This is a genomic window from Leisingera sp. M527 (assembly GCF_025141525.1).
Lineage (GTDB): Bacteria > Pseudomonadota > Alphaproteobacteria > Rhodobacterales > Rhodobacteraceae > Leisingera.
Genome location: NZ_CP081037.1, coordinates 1,848,359 through 1,865,390 on the forward strand (window position 1 = coordinate 1,848,359; position 17,032 = coordinate 1,865,390).

The window sequence follows — 17,032 nt, forward strand, 5'->3', positions numbered from 1 at the left end:
TGCGCTGCAAGTCCTAGCGGTTGCCGTTGCCGGTAAAACGGGCAGCGTCCGCTGCCGCGCGGCGGATGGCATTGGATTTGTGGACGGTCTCCATATACTCCGCCTCTGGGTCGCTGTCATAGACCACGCCGCCGCCGGCCTGGATATAGAGGGTCTGATCCTTGACGATGGCGGTGCGCAGCGCGATGCACATATCCATGTCGCCGCCTGCCGAGAAATAGCCGACACCGCCGCCGTAGACGCCGCGTTTTTCCGGCTCCAGCTCGTCAATGATTTCCATCGCCCGAACCTTGGGGGCGCCGGAGACGGTGCCTGCGGGCATCCCGGCAAAGAAGGCGTCGAGCGCATCCTTGTCCTCAGCCAGCTCACCCACGACGTTTGAGACGATGTGCATCACGTGGCTGTAACGCTCGATGATGAATTTCTCGGTCGGACGCACGGTGCCGATTTTGGCGACCCGGCCGGTGTCATTGCGGCCCAGATCCAGCAGCATCAGATGCTCGGCCAGTTCTTTTTTGTCGGCCAGCAGGTCTGCTTCCAGCGCCTTGTCTTCTTCAGGTGTGGCGCCGCGGGGGCGGGTGCCTGCGATCGGGCGGATGGTGACCTCTTGTCCAAACACGCGGACCAGGATTTCCGGGCTGGCGCCCACCACCTGAAAGCCGCCGAAGTTGAAGTAGAACATGAAGGGCGACGGGTTGGTGCGGCGCAGGCTGCGGTAGAGCGCAAAGGGCGGCTGGGGAAACGCTTGCGTCCAGCGCTGTGCCGGCACCACCTGAAAGATGTCGCCCGCACGGATGTAGTCCTTGGCCTTTTCCACCGCGGCCATGTAGCCCTCTTTGGTGAAATTGCTGACCGGCGGCGCAACCTCATCCGCGTCGCCCAGATCGCGGCTTTCGGCAGGCATGGCACGTTCCAGATCGCGCACCGCGTCCATCACCCGCTCGGCGGCTTGGGCATAGGCGGCCTTGGCGGTCTGGCCGTCGCTGGACCAGACCGGCGACACCACTGTGACCTCGCCCTTGACCCCGTCCAGGACGGCAATCACCGAGGGGCGCAGCATCAGCGCGTCGGGCAGGCCGAGGGGGTCGGGGTTCACATCCGGCAAGTGCTCAACCAGGCGGATCATGTCATAGCCAAGGTAGCCGAACAGGCCGGCCGCAGCCTGCGGCAGATCGTCTGGCAGGTCGATCCTGCTTTCGGCAATCAACGCCCGCAGGTTGTCCATCGGGTTGCCGTCCTGCGGGGTGAAATCATCCGCATCAAACCGGGCGGAGCGGTTGAGGCTGGACTGCTCCCCATGGCAGCGCCAGACCAGATCAGGTTTCATGCCGATGATCGAATAGCGCCCGCGCACCTCGCCGCCGGTGACGGATTCCAGCATGAAGGCATCCTTTTGGGCGCCGGTCAGCTTGAGCATCAGCGACACCGGCGTGTCGAGGTCGGCGGCAAGGCGGGTATAGACGACCTGGTTCTCGCCGGCCTCATACGCCGTGGAGAATGTGTCGAAATCGGGGGTCAGAGCCATGGGTGCTTGCCTTGATTACTGGAAGTTTGCCTGCGCTGCATTCAGCGCCTGCTGGTCGACACGGGGTTCGGCGCGGGCCTGGACGTCTTGCACAAAGGCCTGGAACAGCTCTTGTGCCAACGCCTGGTCCAGCTGCGCCTGCAAAGCCTGGCTGAGCAGGTTCATGTCTTCACTGGCTTCCGGCGGCAGGATACCGTCAAGGCGGACAACCACGGCTGACTCCGCATCCTGCACCAGGCGGAAGTTTCCGACCTCCATTTCGAAGACCTGATTGACCAGGTCCGCGGGTACCGTGTCGATGTAGGCGGTGCGGGTCAGGCCGGTCTCGGTTTTGACCTCTGCGCCTTCGGCAAAGCTGCCAGCGGTTTCAGCCTGGGCCAGAAGCGCCTCGCCCTGCTCACGCAGCGCGGTGGTCAGGCGGTCGGCCTGCCATGCGGCGAGGACCTTGTCCTTGGCATCGGCAAAGGGTTCCGGACGTTCCGGCAGAACCTCGTCCAGGCGCAGGGCGAACAGGCTGCCATCGTCCAGGAAGTCCACAGCCGGGAAGTCCTCGGCGGTGACGGCGGCGGCGGCGGTGCGGAAGCCTTCATAAGCGGCGATGCCATCACTGGTATTGTCTGTCCAATGGATCTGAACCAGCTCCAGCCCGCTTTCGGTTGCCAGCTCTTCGAGCGTAGCACCACCGGCTAGAAGGTCGTCGATGTCTTCGGCCTGGGCCTCTACCAGACGGCGGGTGCGGTCTGAGGCCAGTTCCTCGCGCAGCTCCGGCGTCGCCTGTTCAAAGGTGGTGATCTGTGCCTCCAAGCGGCCGTTCACACGGTACAGTGCCGGGCCAAGATCCGAGGGCAGTGGGCCGGCCACATCGCCGACCTGGGCGGCAAACACATCGGTGCCCGCGGCGCCGAGAGCGCCCATAGTCACGTCGCCCATGTCAATGTCCTGCAGGGTCAGGCCGCGGGCATCAACCAGGCTTTCGAACGTCGCACCGCCGGTTTCCAACTGTGCCTTGGCGCTGGCAGCTGCATCGCCGTCAGCAAACACCAGGCGTTCCACCAGACGGCGCTCGGGCACTTGGTACTGGCTGGAGCGGTCATTGAACAGCTGGAGCAGGGCGGCCTCGTCAATCTCCACTTCATCCAGCAGCATCGAGGGGCGCAGCGCGGCGTAGGTGATCACCTTGGTTTCCGGCAGCATGAACTGGTCCTGTGCGGCCTCGTAGAAGGCTTGCAGTTCGGCATCCGCAGGAACCTGGGCGGTCAGCGCGATGTCAGCGGCATTGATCTGCACATAGGAAAAGCTGCGGCGCGCGCCGATGAAACCGGTCAGGGTTTCGGTCAGGATCCCCGGCATTTCAGTGCCGGACAGAACCGCGTTCTGGACGATGGTGCGGGCGGCTTCGCGGCGCAGATCGTCCTCGAATTCCTTTTCCGACAGGCCTGCGTTGCGAAGGGCAAAACTATAGGCTTCGCGGTCAAAGGCACCGTTCACGCCCTGGAAGGCATCAATGGCGCCCAGTTCTTCGATCAGGTTTTCGTCACCGATCGACAGGCCCAGGCCCTTCGCCTCGTGATCGAGCGCTGCCAGCGAGATCAGGCGGCCAAGGACCACCCGGTCCAGACCAAAGGCGCTGAGCTGCGCCATGGAGACGGCCTGGCCGGTTTGCGCCTGCAGGCCGCGCTGCTCGCGCTGCAATTCGCGCACATAGGTGCCGATGCTGACTTCCTCGTCGCCGACACTGGCAACCGAGGAGGCGGAGCTGGTGAAATTCACCGCGCCAAATCCGGCAAGGCCGACGATCAGCATCCCCATCAGGATCCAGACAAAGGTTTTGGATAGCTTTTTCATGCCTGCGGCCATGATGCCCTCTTTATTGTTCTGCCGTGCAAGGGGTCGCCTTGCAGCGGGAAATGCCGCTGACTGAATACGCGGCTGCCCGCAGAGGGGCAAGATGGTTGCGGATCAAACTGCTGCGTGATCAGGGATTAAAGGCGGCCAGCCGGTCAAACAGCGTCTGGATGCTTGTCCGGTCCACATTGGCAAAGGCGATGCGGAACTGGCGCGCGCCGGCCGGATCATCTTCGGGCATGAACATGGAGCCCGGCAGCATAAGAACCGAAGCCTCTGACACCAGCCGTTTGGCGACCTCCCCGGACGGCAGGTCGAACGGATGCGCGACATAGGCAAAATAGGCACCGCAACCGAGCAGCTTCCAGCCCTTGGCGGCCAGAACCGGAAATCCGTCTTCGATTGCCGCGCGGCGGTCGAGAATTTCCTGCCGCTCCCCGGCCAGCCAGCCCTGCAGGTTTTCAATCCCCCAAAGAGCGCCGGCCTGGCCCAGCTGCGAAGGGCAGATGGTGACGGTGTCCAGAAACTTCTCCATTTCGAACATCTTATCCGGTGAAGCAGCAACAGCGCCGACCCGGTGGCCGGTCAGCCGGTAAGCCTTGGAGAAGGAATAGAGGTGGATCAGGGTCCGGTCCCAGCCGTCCTGCTGGAACAGCCCATGCGGGGCGCCTTCGCGGCTGTCAAAATCGCGGTAGGTTTCGTCCACGATCAGAGCAATGCCCCTGGCGCGGGCCAGATCAAAGAAAGCCTGCACCAGCCCGGAAGGGTACTCCACGCCGCAGGGATTGTTCGGAGTGACCAGCACAATGGCGCGGGTGCGTGGGCTGATCAGCGCCTCAGCCGCGGCAAGCTCTGGCAGCATTCCGCCGCCAACCGGCAGCGGCACGGCAGTGACGCCGGCCATGTCCAGCCACATCTTGTGGTTGAAGTACCAGGGCACGGGGATGATCACCTCATCCCCCTCGCCGCAGAGCGCGGCAATCGCAGCGGCAAAGGCCTGGTTGCAGCCGGAGGTGATGCCAACCTGCTCTGCCCGCACGTCTGCCTGGTAGTGGCCGGAGATTTGCCGCGCCAGCGCCCGGCGCAACGGGTCATTGCCCAAGACGGGCCCGTATAGATGCGCCTCAACATCATTGAGCGCAGCATCCGCGAGTGCCTGGCGCAGACCTTGGGGCGGCGCTTCTGCCGGCGCGGCCTGGCTGACATTCAGCAGCGGGCGCTCTGGCGGGAATTCAACCCCGGCCACCCAGCGGCGCGATTCGACGATGGGCGAGACAAATGTGGCTTGGGTGCGGGGAAGGGGCATGTGAGGCTCCGGGCGGCGGCAGATAATGTCAGGTGCGCCGGACCGGGCGCCGGCACATGTCTGGCACGGCGGCATGGACAGCTCAAGCGGTAACGGCTGATGCCGCCATGGCCAAAGAAAAAGGCGCGCTGTAACGCGCGCCTTAAAACTCTTTCTGTCCGGGCGGGATCAATCCTTGCCGCGGTAGGGCTCCACATATTGCAGCGCCATGTCCCAGGGGAAGAAAATCCAGGTGTCCTGGCTGACTTCGGTGATGAAAGTGTCCACCATCGGCCGCCCCTTGGGCTTGGCATAGACGGTGGCAAAATGCGCCTTGGGGTACAGCTGGCGCACCAGATCCAGGGTTTTGCCGCTGTCGACCAGATCGTCGATGATCAGGATCCCTTCGCCATCGCCCATCAGACCGGCATCCGGGGCTTTCAGCACTTCGGCCTCACCCTGGGACTGGTGATGGTAGGACCGCACCGAGATGGTATCGACGGTGCGGATGTCCAGCTCGCGGCTGACAATCATCGCCGGCGCCATGCCGCCGCGGGTGATCGCCACGACTGCGCGCCATGCGCCTTCATCAGGGCCTTGCCCGTCCAGCCGCCAGGCCAAAGCGCGGCTGTCGCGGTGGATCTGGTCCCAGCTGATGTGAAAGCCTTTTTCGTGCGGCAGACGATCGGTCATGTTATTTGCTCCCCGCAAAGTCGCGTCAGCTTGCCGGAGCCCGGACAGCGGTCCGGGCGTCCATGTTTTCAGTTACTTGGAGATGTCCGGCGCATCCACCGCCTTCATGCCCACCACGTGATAGCCGGCATCCACATGCAGGTTCTCGCCGGTCACGCCCGAGCTGAGGTCGGACAGAAGATAAAGCGCGGATTTGCCGACGTCATCAGTGGTCACGTTGCGGCGCAGCGGTGAATTGTACTCGTTCCACTTCATAATGTAGCGGAAATCACCGATGCCGGAGGCGGCCAGGGTCTTGATCGGGCCGGCCGAGATCGCGTTGACGCGGATGCCGTCCTTGCCCAGATCCTCGGCCAGATATTTGACCGAAGCCTCCAGCGCCGCCTTGGCCACACCCATCACATTATAGTGCGGCATCACCTGCTCGGCACCGTAATAGGTCAGGGTCAGCAGCGAGCCGCCCTCGCTCATCATCTTCTCAGCACGGTTTGCCACCGCGGTGAACGAGAAGACCGAGATGTCCATGGTCATCTGGAAATTGCTGCGGCTGGTGTCGACATAGCGGCCGCGCAGCTCGTTCTTGTCGGAAAAGCCGATGGCGTGGACAACAAAGTCCAGCTTGCCCCATTGGGCCTCAAGCCCGGCGAACAAAGCGTCAATGGACGCTTCGTCCGAGACGTCGCACGGCAGCACGATATCGCTGCCCAGCTGCGCCGCCAGCGGGGCGACCCGCTTTTTCAATGCGTCGCCCTGATATGAAAAGGCAAGCTCGGCGCCGGCATCGGCGCAGGCCTTGGCAATCCCCCAAGCGATGGATTTGTCATTGGCCAGGCCCATGATGAGGCCGCGCTTGCCGGCCATCAGGTGATTAGACATGCAGGTTCTCCGCCTGTGATCTGTGAATTAGAGGGTGTTTAGTATGCCGCGCGGGCCGCTTCAAGGGTGCACGCCCTTGTCGCGGCGCCGGAAGCTGCATAGGTTGCTGCCAAATCCGCAAAGAGGTGCCCGATGACCGACCGTACAGGTATATTTGCAGGTGACGATCCGTTTGCCATCGCCCGGTCCTGGCTGGGAGAGGCGGAACAGGCCGAACCCAACGATCCCAACGCCATTGCCCTGGCCACGGTGGACGGGACCGGAATGCCGAACAGCCGCATGGTTCTGCTTAAGGAAATCGAAGACGGCGCCTTTGTGTTCTACACCAATTACGAGAGCGCCAAGGCGCAGGAGCTGGATCAGGCCGGCAAGGCCGCCTTTGTGGTGCATTGGAAATCGTTGCGCCGCCAGATCCGGGTGCGCGGCACGATCACCCGCGAAGACGGGCCGCAGGCGGATGAATATTACAAGTCCCGCTCGCTCAAAAGCCGGCTGGGGGCCTGGGCCTCAAAGCAATCACAGCCGCTGGACAGCCGCGGCACGCTGATGGCCGAGGTGGCCAAGGTCACAGCCATGAAGGGTCCGAACCCGGACCGTCCGCCGTTCTGGGGCGGTTTCCGCCTGGTGCCGGTTGAGATAGAATTTTGGGCAGATGGCGCATTCCGGCTGCATGACCGGTTTCGCTGGCGCCGCAATAATGCAGCTGCAGAATGGGAAATCCTGCGGCTTAATCCATGAGCGGAAATGGCAAAGGCTTACCTAGGGTCAAGAGTAATTTCATGACAATTTCTAGACTTTTTAGCTTGAAATCCAAGGTCAGAATCGCGCATCAGGGCACCATCAAAATAAAAAAAACGCGGTAGGGAAAAGTACGTGGCAGAAGATCTGAGCAGCTTGCAGCAAATCCAGGGGCTGGTGAAGTGGTTCGATCCCGCCAAAGGATACGGATTTGTCGTATCTGACGAGGGCGGCGCGGACATTCTGCTCCACGTGAATGTATTGCGTAATTTCGGCCAAAGCTCTGTCGCGGACGGCGCCAGGATCGAGATTGTCACCCATCAGACCGACCGCGGTGTCCAGGCGGTTGAAGTGATCTCCATTCAGCCGCCCGAACGTGATGATACCCCGGTGCTAAGCGATTTTGCCGAACTGGACATGACCAGCCTGCAGAACGAACCGCTGGAGCCTGCCCGGGTCAAATGGTTCGACAAGGGCAAAGGGTTCGGCTTTGCCAATGTCTTTGGCCGCGGCGAGGATATTTTCCTGCATGTCGAAGTGCTGCGGCAGTCCGGGCTGGCGGATCTGCAGCCGGGGGAAGCTTTGGCAATGCGGGTGATCGACGGCAAACGCGGCCGCATGGCGGTAGAAGTGCTGGCCTGGGAGGCTGCAATGCTCCCCGGCGACGAGGACTGAGATTGTGATGCGGCGCCTGCTTCACTGGAGCTTGGGCGCCTGCATGGCATTTGCCGCCGGCACCGCGCTGGCATCTGACTGCCAGCTTGCACAGGCCGATCTTCGCGGCGACTGGGGGCAGGCGGGATTTACCGTTGAAATTGCCGCTACAGAGGCGGAGCGCGCCCAAGGGCTGATGTTCCGCGAAGACCTGCCGCGCGGGGCAGGGATGCTGTTTGTCTATGACAGCCCGCAGCCTGCGGCGTTCTGGATGAAGAACACTCTGATCCCGCTCGATATTATTTTTCTGAATGAACACGGGCTGGTGACCTCGGTTCACGAGAACGCCGTGCCTGGCGATCTGACCCCGATTCCGGGGGGGGACGCTGTCTTTGCAGTGCTGGAAATCAACGGCGGGCTTGCCCGCAAATACGGTATCGCGGCAGGCTCGCAGATGCGCCATGAAATTTTTTCCCTCAGCGGCGCAGTTTGGCCCTGTTAGGGGTTTCCAAATCAGTTTGGCAGAGATAGGAAGGCGCACGGTCCGGGGCGTGGCGCAGTCTGGTAGCGCACCTGTTTTGGGTACAGGGGGTCGTGAGTTCGAATCTCGCCGCCCCGACCATACTTCTTCAATAAGTTGCAGCGAATCTTTGCCGGGTAAAACCCGGGGCAAAGATTCGCTTCCCGTATTTGGTGAACTGAAACTGCGTAGTTCAATCGGGGGTGCTATTGCTTTCTTAATGCACTGTTAAGACACCCTTAACCAATTGCCGCTGAGTCGCATCAAAAGGTTAATCGGAGGCTGGCTGTCCGAAGGTCCGTGGCAGGAAGCCACAAAAAATCGCTTCTAAGCTGTGCGCCCTGTTTTCAGCCGGTACAGCTGCATGGTTTTACACACCCATCACCTCTGGCCGGTACGGCCGCTGTCCTTCTGCAAGGCAGCAAGTCACTCACCCGTCAAAGGAAATCCGAACAGGCAGCAGCGCAGTCCGAAGACATTGAACGGGACAGGGCCTGTGGATGAATCAACGCCCCGCCGCAGACCCTGCAATCCGCGGAAACCGTCAACAGCAAAGATAGTTGCCAAAGTGTAAATTTGCCGTTGACCCTTAGTGTCCGAATACGCCAAATTGTGGACACCGGTTGCGACGGCACTAGATCTGGTGGGTGACAGAGCCGAAGCAACAACGCTGAAAACAACAGACAGCCCTGTGAGAATGGCCGGCGAGGGCCGCAAGCGCGCTATATGCGGCGTGCGACGGGTGTTTGTGTTTTCCGTGACCGGATCTGACTGGCGCTTGGGGGCGCCGCGGCAAATAGACGACGAATGCTTGAAAAGGGGCTGAGCATGAAGATCGAACGGAAGTTCACCAAACCCGGACAGGATGCCTATGCTGATCTGGCCTTTCTCTCGGCCACATCGGAGATCCGCAATCCGGACGGGACCATTGTTTTCCGGCTCGACAACATCGAAATTCCCGCATCCTGGAGCCAGGTCGCCAGCGACGTCATCGCCCAGAAGTATTTCCGCAAGGCCGGCGTGCCGTCGCGGCTGAAGAAAGTCCGTGAAAAAGGCGTTCCCGAATTCCTGTGGCGCTCGGTCCCTGCGGACGGCGCGGTGCTGGGCGGGGAAACCTCCTCCAAGCAAGTGTTCGACCGTCTGGCCGGCGCCTGGGCCTATTGGGGCTGGAAGGGCGGTTACTTCTCCTCCGAGGAGGACGCCCGCGCCTTTTACGACGAGATGCGCTATATGCTGGCAACCCAGCGTTCCGCCCCTAATTCCCCCCAATGGTTCAACACCGGTCTCCATTGGGCCTATGGCATCGACGGCCCGGCCCAGGGCCATCACTACGTCGATTACAAGACCGGCAAGCTGACCAAGTCCGACAGCGCCTATGAGCATCCCCAGCCGCATGCCTGTTTCATCCAGTCGGTCTCGGATGATCTGGTCAAGGACGGCGGCATCATGGATCTGTGGGTGCGTGAGGCGCGCCTGTTCAAATACGGCTCCGGCACCGGCACCAATTTCAGCCATCTGCGCGCCGAAGGCGAGCCGCTGTCCGGCGGCGGCAAGTCCTCGGGCCTGATGGGGTTCCTCAAAATCGGCGACCGCGCGGCGGGCGCCATCAAATCAGGCGGCACAACCCGTCGAGCAGCAAAAATGGTGATCGTGGACGCCGATCACCCGGACATCGAGCAGTTCATCGAATGGAAGGTGCTGGAAGAGCAAAAGGTTGCCTCCATCGTCGCCGGTTCAAAGATGCACGAAAAGATGCTAAATGGCATTTTCGAGGCGATCCGCAGCTGGGACGGCGGTGAAGCAGATGCTTATGACCCGGCGGTCAACACCGGGCTGAAGGCCGCGATCCGCGAGGCCAAGAAGGTGGCGATCCCCGAGACCTACGTCAAGCGGGTGCTGGACTACGCCAAGCAGGGCCATACCTCGATCGAATTCCCGACCTATGACACTGACTGGGACTCCGAGGCCTACAGCTCTGTCTCCGGGCAGAACTCCAACAACTCGATCCGGGTGACTAACGCCTTCCTGCACGCGGTTGAAAAAGACGCCGACTGGCAGCTGATCAACCGCACCGACGGCAAGGTCGCCAAAGTGGTGAAGGCCCGCGAGTTGTGGGAGAAGGTCGGCCATGCGGCCTGGGCCTGCGCCGATCCGGGCATCCAGTTTCACGACACCGTGAATGAGTGGCACACCTGCCCGGAAGACGGTGAGATTCGCGGCTCAAACCCTTGTTCGGAATACATGTTCCTGGACGACACCGCCTGCAATCTGGCGTCGCTGAACCTGCTGACCTTCCTGAAGGACGGGCTGTTCCAGGCGGATGACTTCATGCATTCCTGCCGCCTATGGACGCTGACACTGGAAATCTCGGTGATGATGGCGCAGTTTCCGTCCAAGGAAATCGCGCAGCGTTCTTACGATTTCCGCACCCTTGGCCTGGGCTATGCCAATATCGGCGGCCTTTTGATGAACATGGGCTACAGCTATGACTCGGATGAGGGCAGGGCGCTTTGCGGTGCGTTGACCGCGCTGATGACCGGCGTGTCCTACGCCACCTCGGCCGAGATCGCCGCGGAACTGGGGCCGTTCCCGGGGTATGCAAAAAACTCAGACCACATGCTGCGTGTGATCCGCAATCACCGCAACGCTGCAATGGGCAACGCGGACGGCTACGAGGCGCTGTCGGTCACGCCGGTGCCGCTGGATATCTCCAACTGCCCGGACGCGCTGCTGGCTGATCTGGCCGCCAGTGCCTGGGACGAGGCGCTGGAGCTGGGCGAAAAGCACGGTTACCGCAACGCCCAGACCACAGTCATTGCGCCCACTGGCACCATCGGCCTGGTGATGGACTGCGACACGACGGGCATCGAGCCTGACTTCGCCCTGGTGAAGTTCAAGAAGCTGGCCGGCGGCGGCTACTTCAAAATTATCAACCGTTCGGTTCCTTCTGCACTGGAGGGCTTGGGCTACAGCTCTGCCCAGATTGAAGAAATCGCATCCTACGCAGTTGGCCATGGCTCTATTGGCAACGCGCCGGGCATCAACCACACCTCGCTGGCCGGCCACGGCTTTGGCCCCAATGAGCTGGCCAAGGTGGACGCGGCACTGGAATCGGCCTTTGACATCCGGTTTGTGTTCAACCAGTGGACCTTGGGCGAAGATTTCTGCACCGGTGTGCTGGGCATCCCTGCGCCCAAGCTGAATGATCCGACCTTCGACCTGCTGCGCCACCTGGGCTTTACCAAGGCGGACATTGACGCGGCCAACGACCACGTCTGCGGCACCATGACCCTGGAAGGCGCGCCGCATCTGCAGCAAGAACACTATGCGATCTTTGATTGCGCCAACCCCTGCGGTAAAAAAGGCAAGCGTTTCCTGAATGTTGACAGCCACATCTGCATGATGGCAGCCGCCCAAAGTTTTATTTCCGGCGCGATTTCCAAGACCATAAACATGCCGAATTCGGCCACCATCGAGGACTGCCAGAAGGCCTATGAGCTGAGCTGGAGCCTGGGGGTTAAGGCCAATGCGCTTTACCGTGACGGCTCCAAGCTGAGCCAGCCGCTGGCGGCGGCACTGGTCGAAGATGACGACGACGCGGCAGAAGTGCTGGAGAGCGGCGCGCCGCAGGAGAAGGCAGCGGTACTTGCCGAAAAAATCGTCGAGAAAGTGATCATCAAGGAGGTGCTGAAGTCGCACCGGACCAAGATGCCGCAGCGGCGCAAGGGATATACCCAGAAGGCAGTTGTCGGCGGTCACAAAGTCTATCTGCGGACCGGCGAATACGAGGACGGCAACCTGGGTGAGATCTTCATCGACATGCACAAGGAAGGCGCAGGCTTCCGGGCGATGATGAACAATTTCGCCATCGCGGTGTCGGTCGGCCTGCAATACGGCGTGCCGCTGGAAGAATTTGTTGACGCCTTCACCTTCACCAAGTTTGAGCCCGCCGGCATGGTCCAGGGCAATGACTCGATCAAGAACGCCACCTCGATCCTTGATTACGTGTTCCGCGAACTGGCCGTCAGCTATCTGGACCGTACCGATCTGGCACATGTGAAGCCCGAGGGCGCAAGCTTTGACGACCTGGGCCGCGGCGAAGAAGAAGGCGTGTCGAACCTGAGCGAGCTGAGTGAAAACGCAGCCTCGCGGTCGCTGGAAGTACTGAAGCAAATCTCCTCGACCGGCTATCTGCGCAAACGGCTGCCGCAGGAACTGGTGGTGCTGCAAGGCGGCCAGACCGAAGTATCGGCACTGGGAACTGGAACTGATCCGGTTGCCGCGTTGCAATCGCTGGTGCCAGAGACCGGTGATGCACCTGTGCAGCCCGGAGGCGGAATGGATGCGCGCGTCAAGGCAAAAATGCAAGGCTACGAGGGCGAGGCCTGCGGCGAATGCGGCAACTACACGCTGGTCCGCAACGGCACCTGCATGAAGTGCAACACTTGCGGCGGAACCTCCGGCTGCAGCTGAAGAACACCGTCTGCGTCTCTGATTTTCCCTCGGTGGCGCAGACGGATACTGGAAGCGGTGATACTGCTTCCAGCGCTATCAGGAATGGGTGCGCCCGTTCTGAACACCGGGAAGGCCCAGGTAAGAAAACTTTCGGGCAGTCAATGAAGGAGCCTGACCGGTGATAACTGGCTTCCTCTGTTTTCAGGGGAAGCCATTTTCTTGACTGCGGGCGGGCTGTTTACTGCATCAGGTAAATCTCATAATGAGAATTATGTTAAATTATCACTCATCAACAGACCGCCTTAGCGCAGATTAAACATATAATTTTCAATCCCTTGCCGGACGCAGTAAACCTTCCTGTGCGACGCTGGCGATCAGCTGGCCGTCTTCCGTGTAAATAGATCCACGATTGAAGCCACGGCCGCTGCCGGTAAACGGTGCATCCATTGTGTAAAGATGCCAGTTCTCGAATTGAACCGGTGCATGAAACCACATTGCATGGTCCAGGCTTGCGGTCATGGCGCCGGGTTTGTGAAACGTCAGCCCATGCGGCCGCATCGACGATCCGAGCAAGCCAAAGTCGGAGGCATAAGCCATCAGGATATGCTGCAGCTCAGGACCGGCGCCTTTGGCAGCCTCCATTCTGATCCACATATGATTGATATCAGATGTGTTTTCCGGCTCCAACGGATCCCGCGGCGCAACTTCGCGGATCTCGAATGGCCGCGGCCTAGTGAATTCATCGCGTTTGGCCGGATCCACCCGGAATGCATTGCGCAGGAGGATTTTGTCGCGCGGCTCCAACGCGGCCGGCGTTGGAACATTCGGCATTTGGTGCTGATGCTCCCAGCCTGGTTCCGGTGCATGAAAGGATGACGCCAGGTTCAGGATCTGCTTGCCGTTCTGCATCGCCACCACCCGCCGGGTGGTGAAACTGCGGCCGTCCCGTGCTGGGTCAACCTCGTAAATGACTGGTCTGGACGGGTCACCCGGACGAATGAAATACGCGTGAAGAGAATGACATAAACGTCCGGAAACAGTTGCATATGCTGCCGTCAGCGCCTGTGCGATCACTTGGCCGCCATAGATGCGGGTCGGCGTTTCGCCGCCGGAACCCGATCCGCGGTAGAGATTTGTATCAAGCTCTTCCAGATCCAGCAGATCAAGGAGAACTTTGGCAGTATCCGGCATGTGCAGCGCTTTCATTGGTCTTTTCTGATGCAGAACGCTTATCTTAGCTGGAACTGCGGCAGTTGGAAGTCACTCGGCTATGGCGCCATGGATCAGCGCCTTGAGTTCCGGCCGTGCCGGGTATGAACTGGAAGGCGCCAGCTGGGTCAAAAACACCACCGACACATCAAGCTGCCGGTCCAGCCAAAAGAACGTTGACGCAATGCCGCCCCAGCTGAAGTCGCCAACCGATCCCGGGCACCGCGCCCGTGCCGGGTTCAGAACAACAGCGCCGCCTAGGCCAAAACCCATGCCCTCCATCGGCTGTTCGGCAAAGCTTTGCGGGCCCATTGAGGCAATGTCGCCTGTAAGGTGGTTTTGCATCATGAAATCAGCGGTTTGCGAGCTGATGATAATGCCGCTTTGACTGCGGCCGCGGCGCCGGAGCATTTCGGTGAATTTCATGTAATCATCAATTGTGCCGATCAATCCACCGCCGCCGGAGTGCATTTCAGCCCGCCAGAACGGAGAGTGCGGGTAACTATCTGTCAAGCGCAGGCTGTCGGCGCCGGTCACTGCGGAATTCAGCGCCATGGCGTCAGCCGCCAGCGGCGTATAGAGAGAGGCAAACCGGCTCCCTGCCCCGCTGGGCGGCTGGAACCCGGTCTCAGTCATTTCCAACGGTTCAAAGATTTCTTCTTGCAAGAACCGGCCCAGAGGTTTGCCTGAAACAACCTCTGCAACGCGGCCCAGCACATCAGTCGCAACGGAATATTCCCAACGGGTTCCGGGTTGGAAGGCCAACGGCAGCCCGGCAAGCCGGGTCACCATCGGGGCAAGTGATCCGTGGTCGGGCTTGAACAGCAGATCCTCCTGGGCCATGACTTCCGGCAGAACACCTGGGTTGAACGGGTAACTCAGCCCGCTGGTATGGGTCAGCAGCTGGTGCAGCGTCGGAGCAGCGCAAGGTTTGGTCTGGCTGATCTGGGTGGCTCCGGGTACTAGCGCCTGCATATCATTGAATTCCGGAAGGAAATCGCTGACAGGCGCATCCAGATGGAACAGCCCTTGTTCCAGCAGAGACATCACAGCCACAGACGTCACCGGCTTGGTCATCGAATAGAGGCGCACCAGCGTGTCACGGGTGAATGGCAGGTTCTCCTCGATGTTGCGCAGACCTGCCGCGTGGAAATACTGTTCCTCGCCGCGGCGGCGGATTAAAAGGGCGCTTCCCGGATATTTCCCTTCATCCACATAGCGTTGCTGCCAGCGCCTGATGCGTTCCAGCCGGTCTGATCTCATCGCTGTGCCCTATCACTGCTCTGCCTCTTCCATCCGGACTGTATACTGCCGTTCTAAAGGAGACGAGCCGGCAGACGTTGCATTTCTGGCATCGGGGCGCAGGTGCCGGAATAAGGGCAGAATAAAATTCAAAGGCCCCGATGACTGTTCTGACTGGAAATAGAAACGCTCAATTTGGAAATGGGCTGGAATTGAGTGCCGCGCAAATGCTTGCGGCGGCGGGATCAGTAAATTCCAAAATTTGAATTTTTCCAATTTATGCGCGTTTGCGTGTTCGCATTTGCAATAAATTTGTCTTAGAAGTTCAAAGGGAAGGACGAAAAGGAAACGGATCCGATGACGAGCATTCTGGTATTGAACGGCCCCAACCTTAACCTGCTTGGCACCCGGCAGCCGGACGTCTATGGCTCGGTCACCCTGGCGATGGCCGAACAGGCCTGCGCCGATCATGGTCAGAAACTCGGGGTTACGGTCAGCTGCTTCCAGTCGAACCATGAAGGGGCGTTGATTGATGCTATTCATGCGGCCAAGGGGCAGCATCAGGGGATCATCCTGAACGCCGGCGCCTATACGCACACGTCCATTGCCCTGATGGATGCGTTGATTTCCGTAGAGATCCCGGCCGTTGAAGTGCATCTCTCCAATATTCATGCACGCGAGCCGTTCCGGCACACCTCCTATATCGCCAAGGCGGCGCTGGGGCAGATTTGCGGTTTTGGCGCGCAGGGGTATCTGTTGGCGCTGGATGCGTTGAAGGCACATTTGGAAATGGCTGCAACAGCATGAAGGTAAAGGATTACCTGAATTTCATTTGCGGCGCTCAAAGCCTGGAAGAGCTGTGGCACGCGCATGTCCGGCAAATGTCCAGGTTCGGGTTCGACCGGCTGATCTACGGATACACCCGTTACAAGACGGAAACGTCGCTGGGGGATCCGGATGATTTTGTTATCCTGTCCAACCACAACAGCGAGTATTTGAACGGATTCCTGCATAAGGGGCTGTACTTCCATGCGCCGATGCTTCGCTGGGCCTTGGACAATGAAGGCGCCGGCAGCTGGCGCATTGTGCAGGACATGATTGCCGGCGGGACGCTTGGGCCCGAAGCCCAAAGAGTGCATGAGTTCAATCAGAAGCTCGACATGAATGCCGGTTATACCGTCAGTTTCTACTCTGCTTCTCCCCGCTACAAGGGCGCCATATCGCTGGCTGCAAAGCGGGGCATGTCTCAGGATGCGGTGGATGCGCTGTGGCAGAAGTCGGGCGATGACATCGTGCTTATGAATAATGTCGCCCATCTGAAAATCCTCACCCTGCCCTACACGGCACCAAACCGCAGCCTTACCAAACGGCAGCGGGAGGTTCTGCAATGGGTTGGCGATGGCAAAACCACTCAGGACATTGCACTTCTGATGGAGCTTACACCCGCGACGATTGAAAAACACCTGCGCCTTGCCAGGGAATCGCTTTCTGTCGAGACAACCGCCCAGGCTGTTTTGAAGGCGGCGTTGCACAATCAGATGTATATCATGGATGCCTAGGCAGCCGCTTGACCGCGGATGACCGGGCCGTGCTGCCGCCGCGCTGGCGTCAATTTCAGATTTCGCCCCGCCGTCTTTGATCGCTTGCAAGCGGCGGAAATTCAACCGGTTTTTCAATCCGGCCCGGCCTGAACTAAGCCGTAAGAGGTATGGAATTCTATACTACCGTTATAGGTTGATTTTCTGCATGTTGCCCCTGTTCCGTGAGTGGTGGCTTTAGCCTAGGAACTAATGGGTAACGACCCTTGTGATTTCAAGGCTCTCCTACCTGATCAGGGACAGACACGTATTGTTCTGCGTCTGTTCCGGATACAGAGGGGCCTCGCCCATCCCCATCAGTGGGGTCCCTCACATCCCTTTTGCGGGCTCCGTTCCTTCACAAATGCAAAGACCCGTTCAGCCACTGGGCCCTGCATTCCGCATGCCGGGGG

General features: G+C 60.1%; 13 protein-coding genes and 1 tRNA gene. 7 read left to right on the top strand and 7 right to left on the bottom strand.

All coding sequences use genetic code 11. The annotated features are described in order from the left end of the window. Window positions 1-13: 13 nt before the first annotated feature. From trpE to fabI, 5 genes are all read right to left on the bottom strand, one after another. Window positions 14-1,525: an anthranilate synthase component I gene (gene trpE / locus K3555_RS09290; RefSeq protein ID WP_260008260.1), complete on the bottom strand. Its 1,512-nt coding sequence runs from the start codon at window positions 1,523-1,525 to the stop codon at window positions 14-16. A 15-nt stretch (window positions 1,526-1,540) separates the two neighbouring features. Beyond that, a complete protein-coding gene (locus K3555_RS09295) occupies window positions 1,541-3,382 on the bottom strand; it encodes a SurA N-terminal domain-containing protein (RefSeq protein ID WP_260008261.1) in 1,842 nt (613 codons plus the stop codon). 118 nt (window positions 3,383-3,500) lie between these two features. Then, entirely contained in the window at window positions 3,501-4,676 is a 1,176-nt protein-coding gene (locus tag K3555_RS09300; protein ID WP_260008262.1) for an aminotransferase, read from the bottom strand. Between the two features lie 168 nt (window positions 4,677-4,844). Next, complete coding sequence (gene gpt, locus K3555_RS09305; RefSeq protein WP_259992104.1) at window positions 4,845-5,348, bottom strand: xanthine phosphoribosyltransferase; 504 nt, start codon at window positions 5,346-5,348, stop codon at window positions 4,845-4,847. A 72-nt stretch (window positions 5,349-5,420) separates the two neighbouring features. After that, complete coding sequence (gene fabI / locus K3555_RS09310; RefSeq protein ID WP_260008263.1) at window positions 5,421-6,224, bottom strand: enoyl-ACP reductase FabI; 804 nt, start codon at window positions 6,222-6,224, stop codon at window positions 5,421-5,423. A 132-nt stretch (window positions 6,225-6,356) separates the two neighbouring features. On the opposite strand from fabI, the gene pdxH reads away from it, so the two are divergent. The 5 genes from pdxH (at window position 6,357) to K3555_RS09335 (ending at window position 12,609) form a co-directional block, all read left to right on the top strand. Further along, complete coding sequence (gene pdxH, locus K3555_RS09315; protein WP_260008264.1) at window positions 6,357-6,962, top strand: pyridoxamine 5'-phosphate oxidase; 606 nt, start codon at window positions 6,357-6,359, stop codon at window positions 6,960-6,962. 135 nt (window positions 6,963-7,097) lie between these two features. Then, complete coding sequence (locus K3555_RS09320) at window positions 7,098-7,637, top strand: cold-shock protein (RefSeq protein WP_259992109.1); 540 nt, start codon at window positions 7,098-7,100, stop codon at window positions 7,635-7,637. Between the two features lie 7 nt (window positions 7,638-7,644). Then, entirely contained in the window at window positions 7,645-8,118 is a 474-nt protein-coding gene (locus tag K3555_RS09325) for a DUF192 domain-containing protein (protein WP_409201206.1), read from the top strand. A gap of 43 nt (window positions 8,119-8,161) precedes the next feature. Further along, window positions 8,162-8,238 (top strand) — tRNA-Pro (locus tag K3555_RS09330). Between the two features lie 726 nt (window positions 8,239-8,964). Further along, window positions 8,965-12,609, top strand: a complete 3,645-nt coding sequence (locus K3555_RS09335; protein WP_260008265.1) for a vitamin B12-dependent ribonucleotide reductase — start codon at window positions 8,965-8,967, stop codon at window positions 12,607-12,609. A 309-nt stretch (window positions 12,610-12,918) separates the two neighbouring features. Here the strand turns inward: K3555_RS09335 and K3555_RS09340 are convergent, their stop codons facing one another. Both K3555_RS09340 and K3555_RS09345 read right to left on the bottom strand, forming a co-directional pair. Continuing rightward, a complete protein-coding gene (locus K3555_RS09340; protein WP_260008521.1) occupies window positions 12,919-13,782 on the bottom strand; it encodes an acyl-CoA thioesterase II in 864 nt (287 codons plus the stop codon). Between the two features lie 69 nt (window positions 13,783-13,851). Beyond that, the gene (locus K3555_RS09345) at window positions 13,852-15,063 is read right to left on the bottom strand and encodes a serine hydrolase (RefSeq protein WP_260008266.1); all 1,212 of its coding nucleotides are present in this window, start codon (window positions 15,061-15,063) and stop codon (window positions 13,852-13,854) included. A 336-nt stretch (window positions 15,064-15,399) separates the two neighbouring features. Here K3555_RS09345 and aroQ point away from each other — a divergent pair, with 336 nt between their 5' ends. Next, window positions 15,400-15,849 (top strand): type II 3-dehydroquinate dehydratase, encoded by a 450-nt coding sequence (aroQ, locus tag K3555_RS09350; protein WP_260008267.1) that lies wholly within the window; start codon window positions 15,400-15,402, stop codon window positions 15,847-15,849. Further along, window positions 15,846-16,601 (top strand): LuxR family transcriptional regulator, encoded by a 756-nt coding sequence (locus K3555_RS09355; protein ID WP_260008268.1) that lies wholly within the window; start codon window positions 15,846-15,848, stop codon window positions 16,599-16,601. The genes aroQ and K3555_RS09355 overlap by 4 nt, the downstream gene beginning before the upstream one ends. Window positions 16,602-17,032: the final 431 nt, after the last annotated feature.

Bases quoted from the DNA above. Each gene is read 5' to 3' on its own strand.
- trpE (WP_260008260.1), bottom strand. From the start codon at position 1,525: ATGGCTCTGACCCCCGATTTCGACACATTCTCCACGGCGTATGAGGCC.
- K3555_RS09295 (WP_260008261.1), bottom strand. From the start codon at position 3,382: ATGGCCGCAGGCATGAAAAAGCTATCCAAAACCTTTGTCTGGATCCTG.
- K3555_RS09300 (WP_260008262.1), bottom strand. From the start codon at position 4,676: ATGCCCCTTCCCCGCACCCAAGCCACATTTGTCTCGCCCATCGTCGAA.
- gpt (WP_259992104.1), bottom strand. From the start codon at position 5,348: ATGACCGATCGTCTGCCGCACGAAAAAGGCTTTCACATCAGCTGGGAC.
- fabI (WP_260008263.1), bottom strand. From the start codon at position 6,224: ATGTCTAATCACCTGATGGCCGGCAAGCGCGGCCTCATCATGGGCCTG.
- pdxH (WP_260008264.1), top strand. From the start codon at position 6,357: ATGACCGACCGTACAGGTATATTTGCAGGTGACGATCCGTTTGCCATC.
- K3555_RS09325 (WP_409201206.1), top strand. From the start codon at position 7,645: ATGCGGCGCCTGCTTCACTGGAGCTTGGGCGCCTGCATGGCATTTGCC.
- K3555_RS09335 (WP_260008265.1), top strand. From the start codon at position 8,965: ATGAAGATCGAACGGAAGTTCACCAAACCCGGACAGGATGCCTATGCT.
- K3555_RS09340 (WP_260008521.1), bottom strand. From the start codon at position 13,782: ATGCCGGATACTGCCAAAGTTCTCCTTGATCTGCTGGATCTGGAAGAG.
- K3555_RS09345 (WP_260008266.1), bottom strand. From the start codon at position 15,063: ATGAGATCAGACCGGCTGGAACGCATCAGGCGCTGGCAGCAACGCTAT.
- aroQ (WP_260008267.1), top strand. From the start codon at position 15,400: ATGACGAGCATTCTGGTATTGAACGGCCCCAACCTTAACCTGCTTGGC.
- K3555_RS09355 (WP_260008268.1), top strand. From the start codon at position 15,846: ATGAAGGTAAAGGATTACCTGAATTTCATTTGCGGCGCTCAAAGCCTG.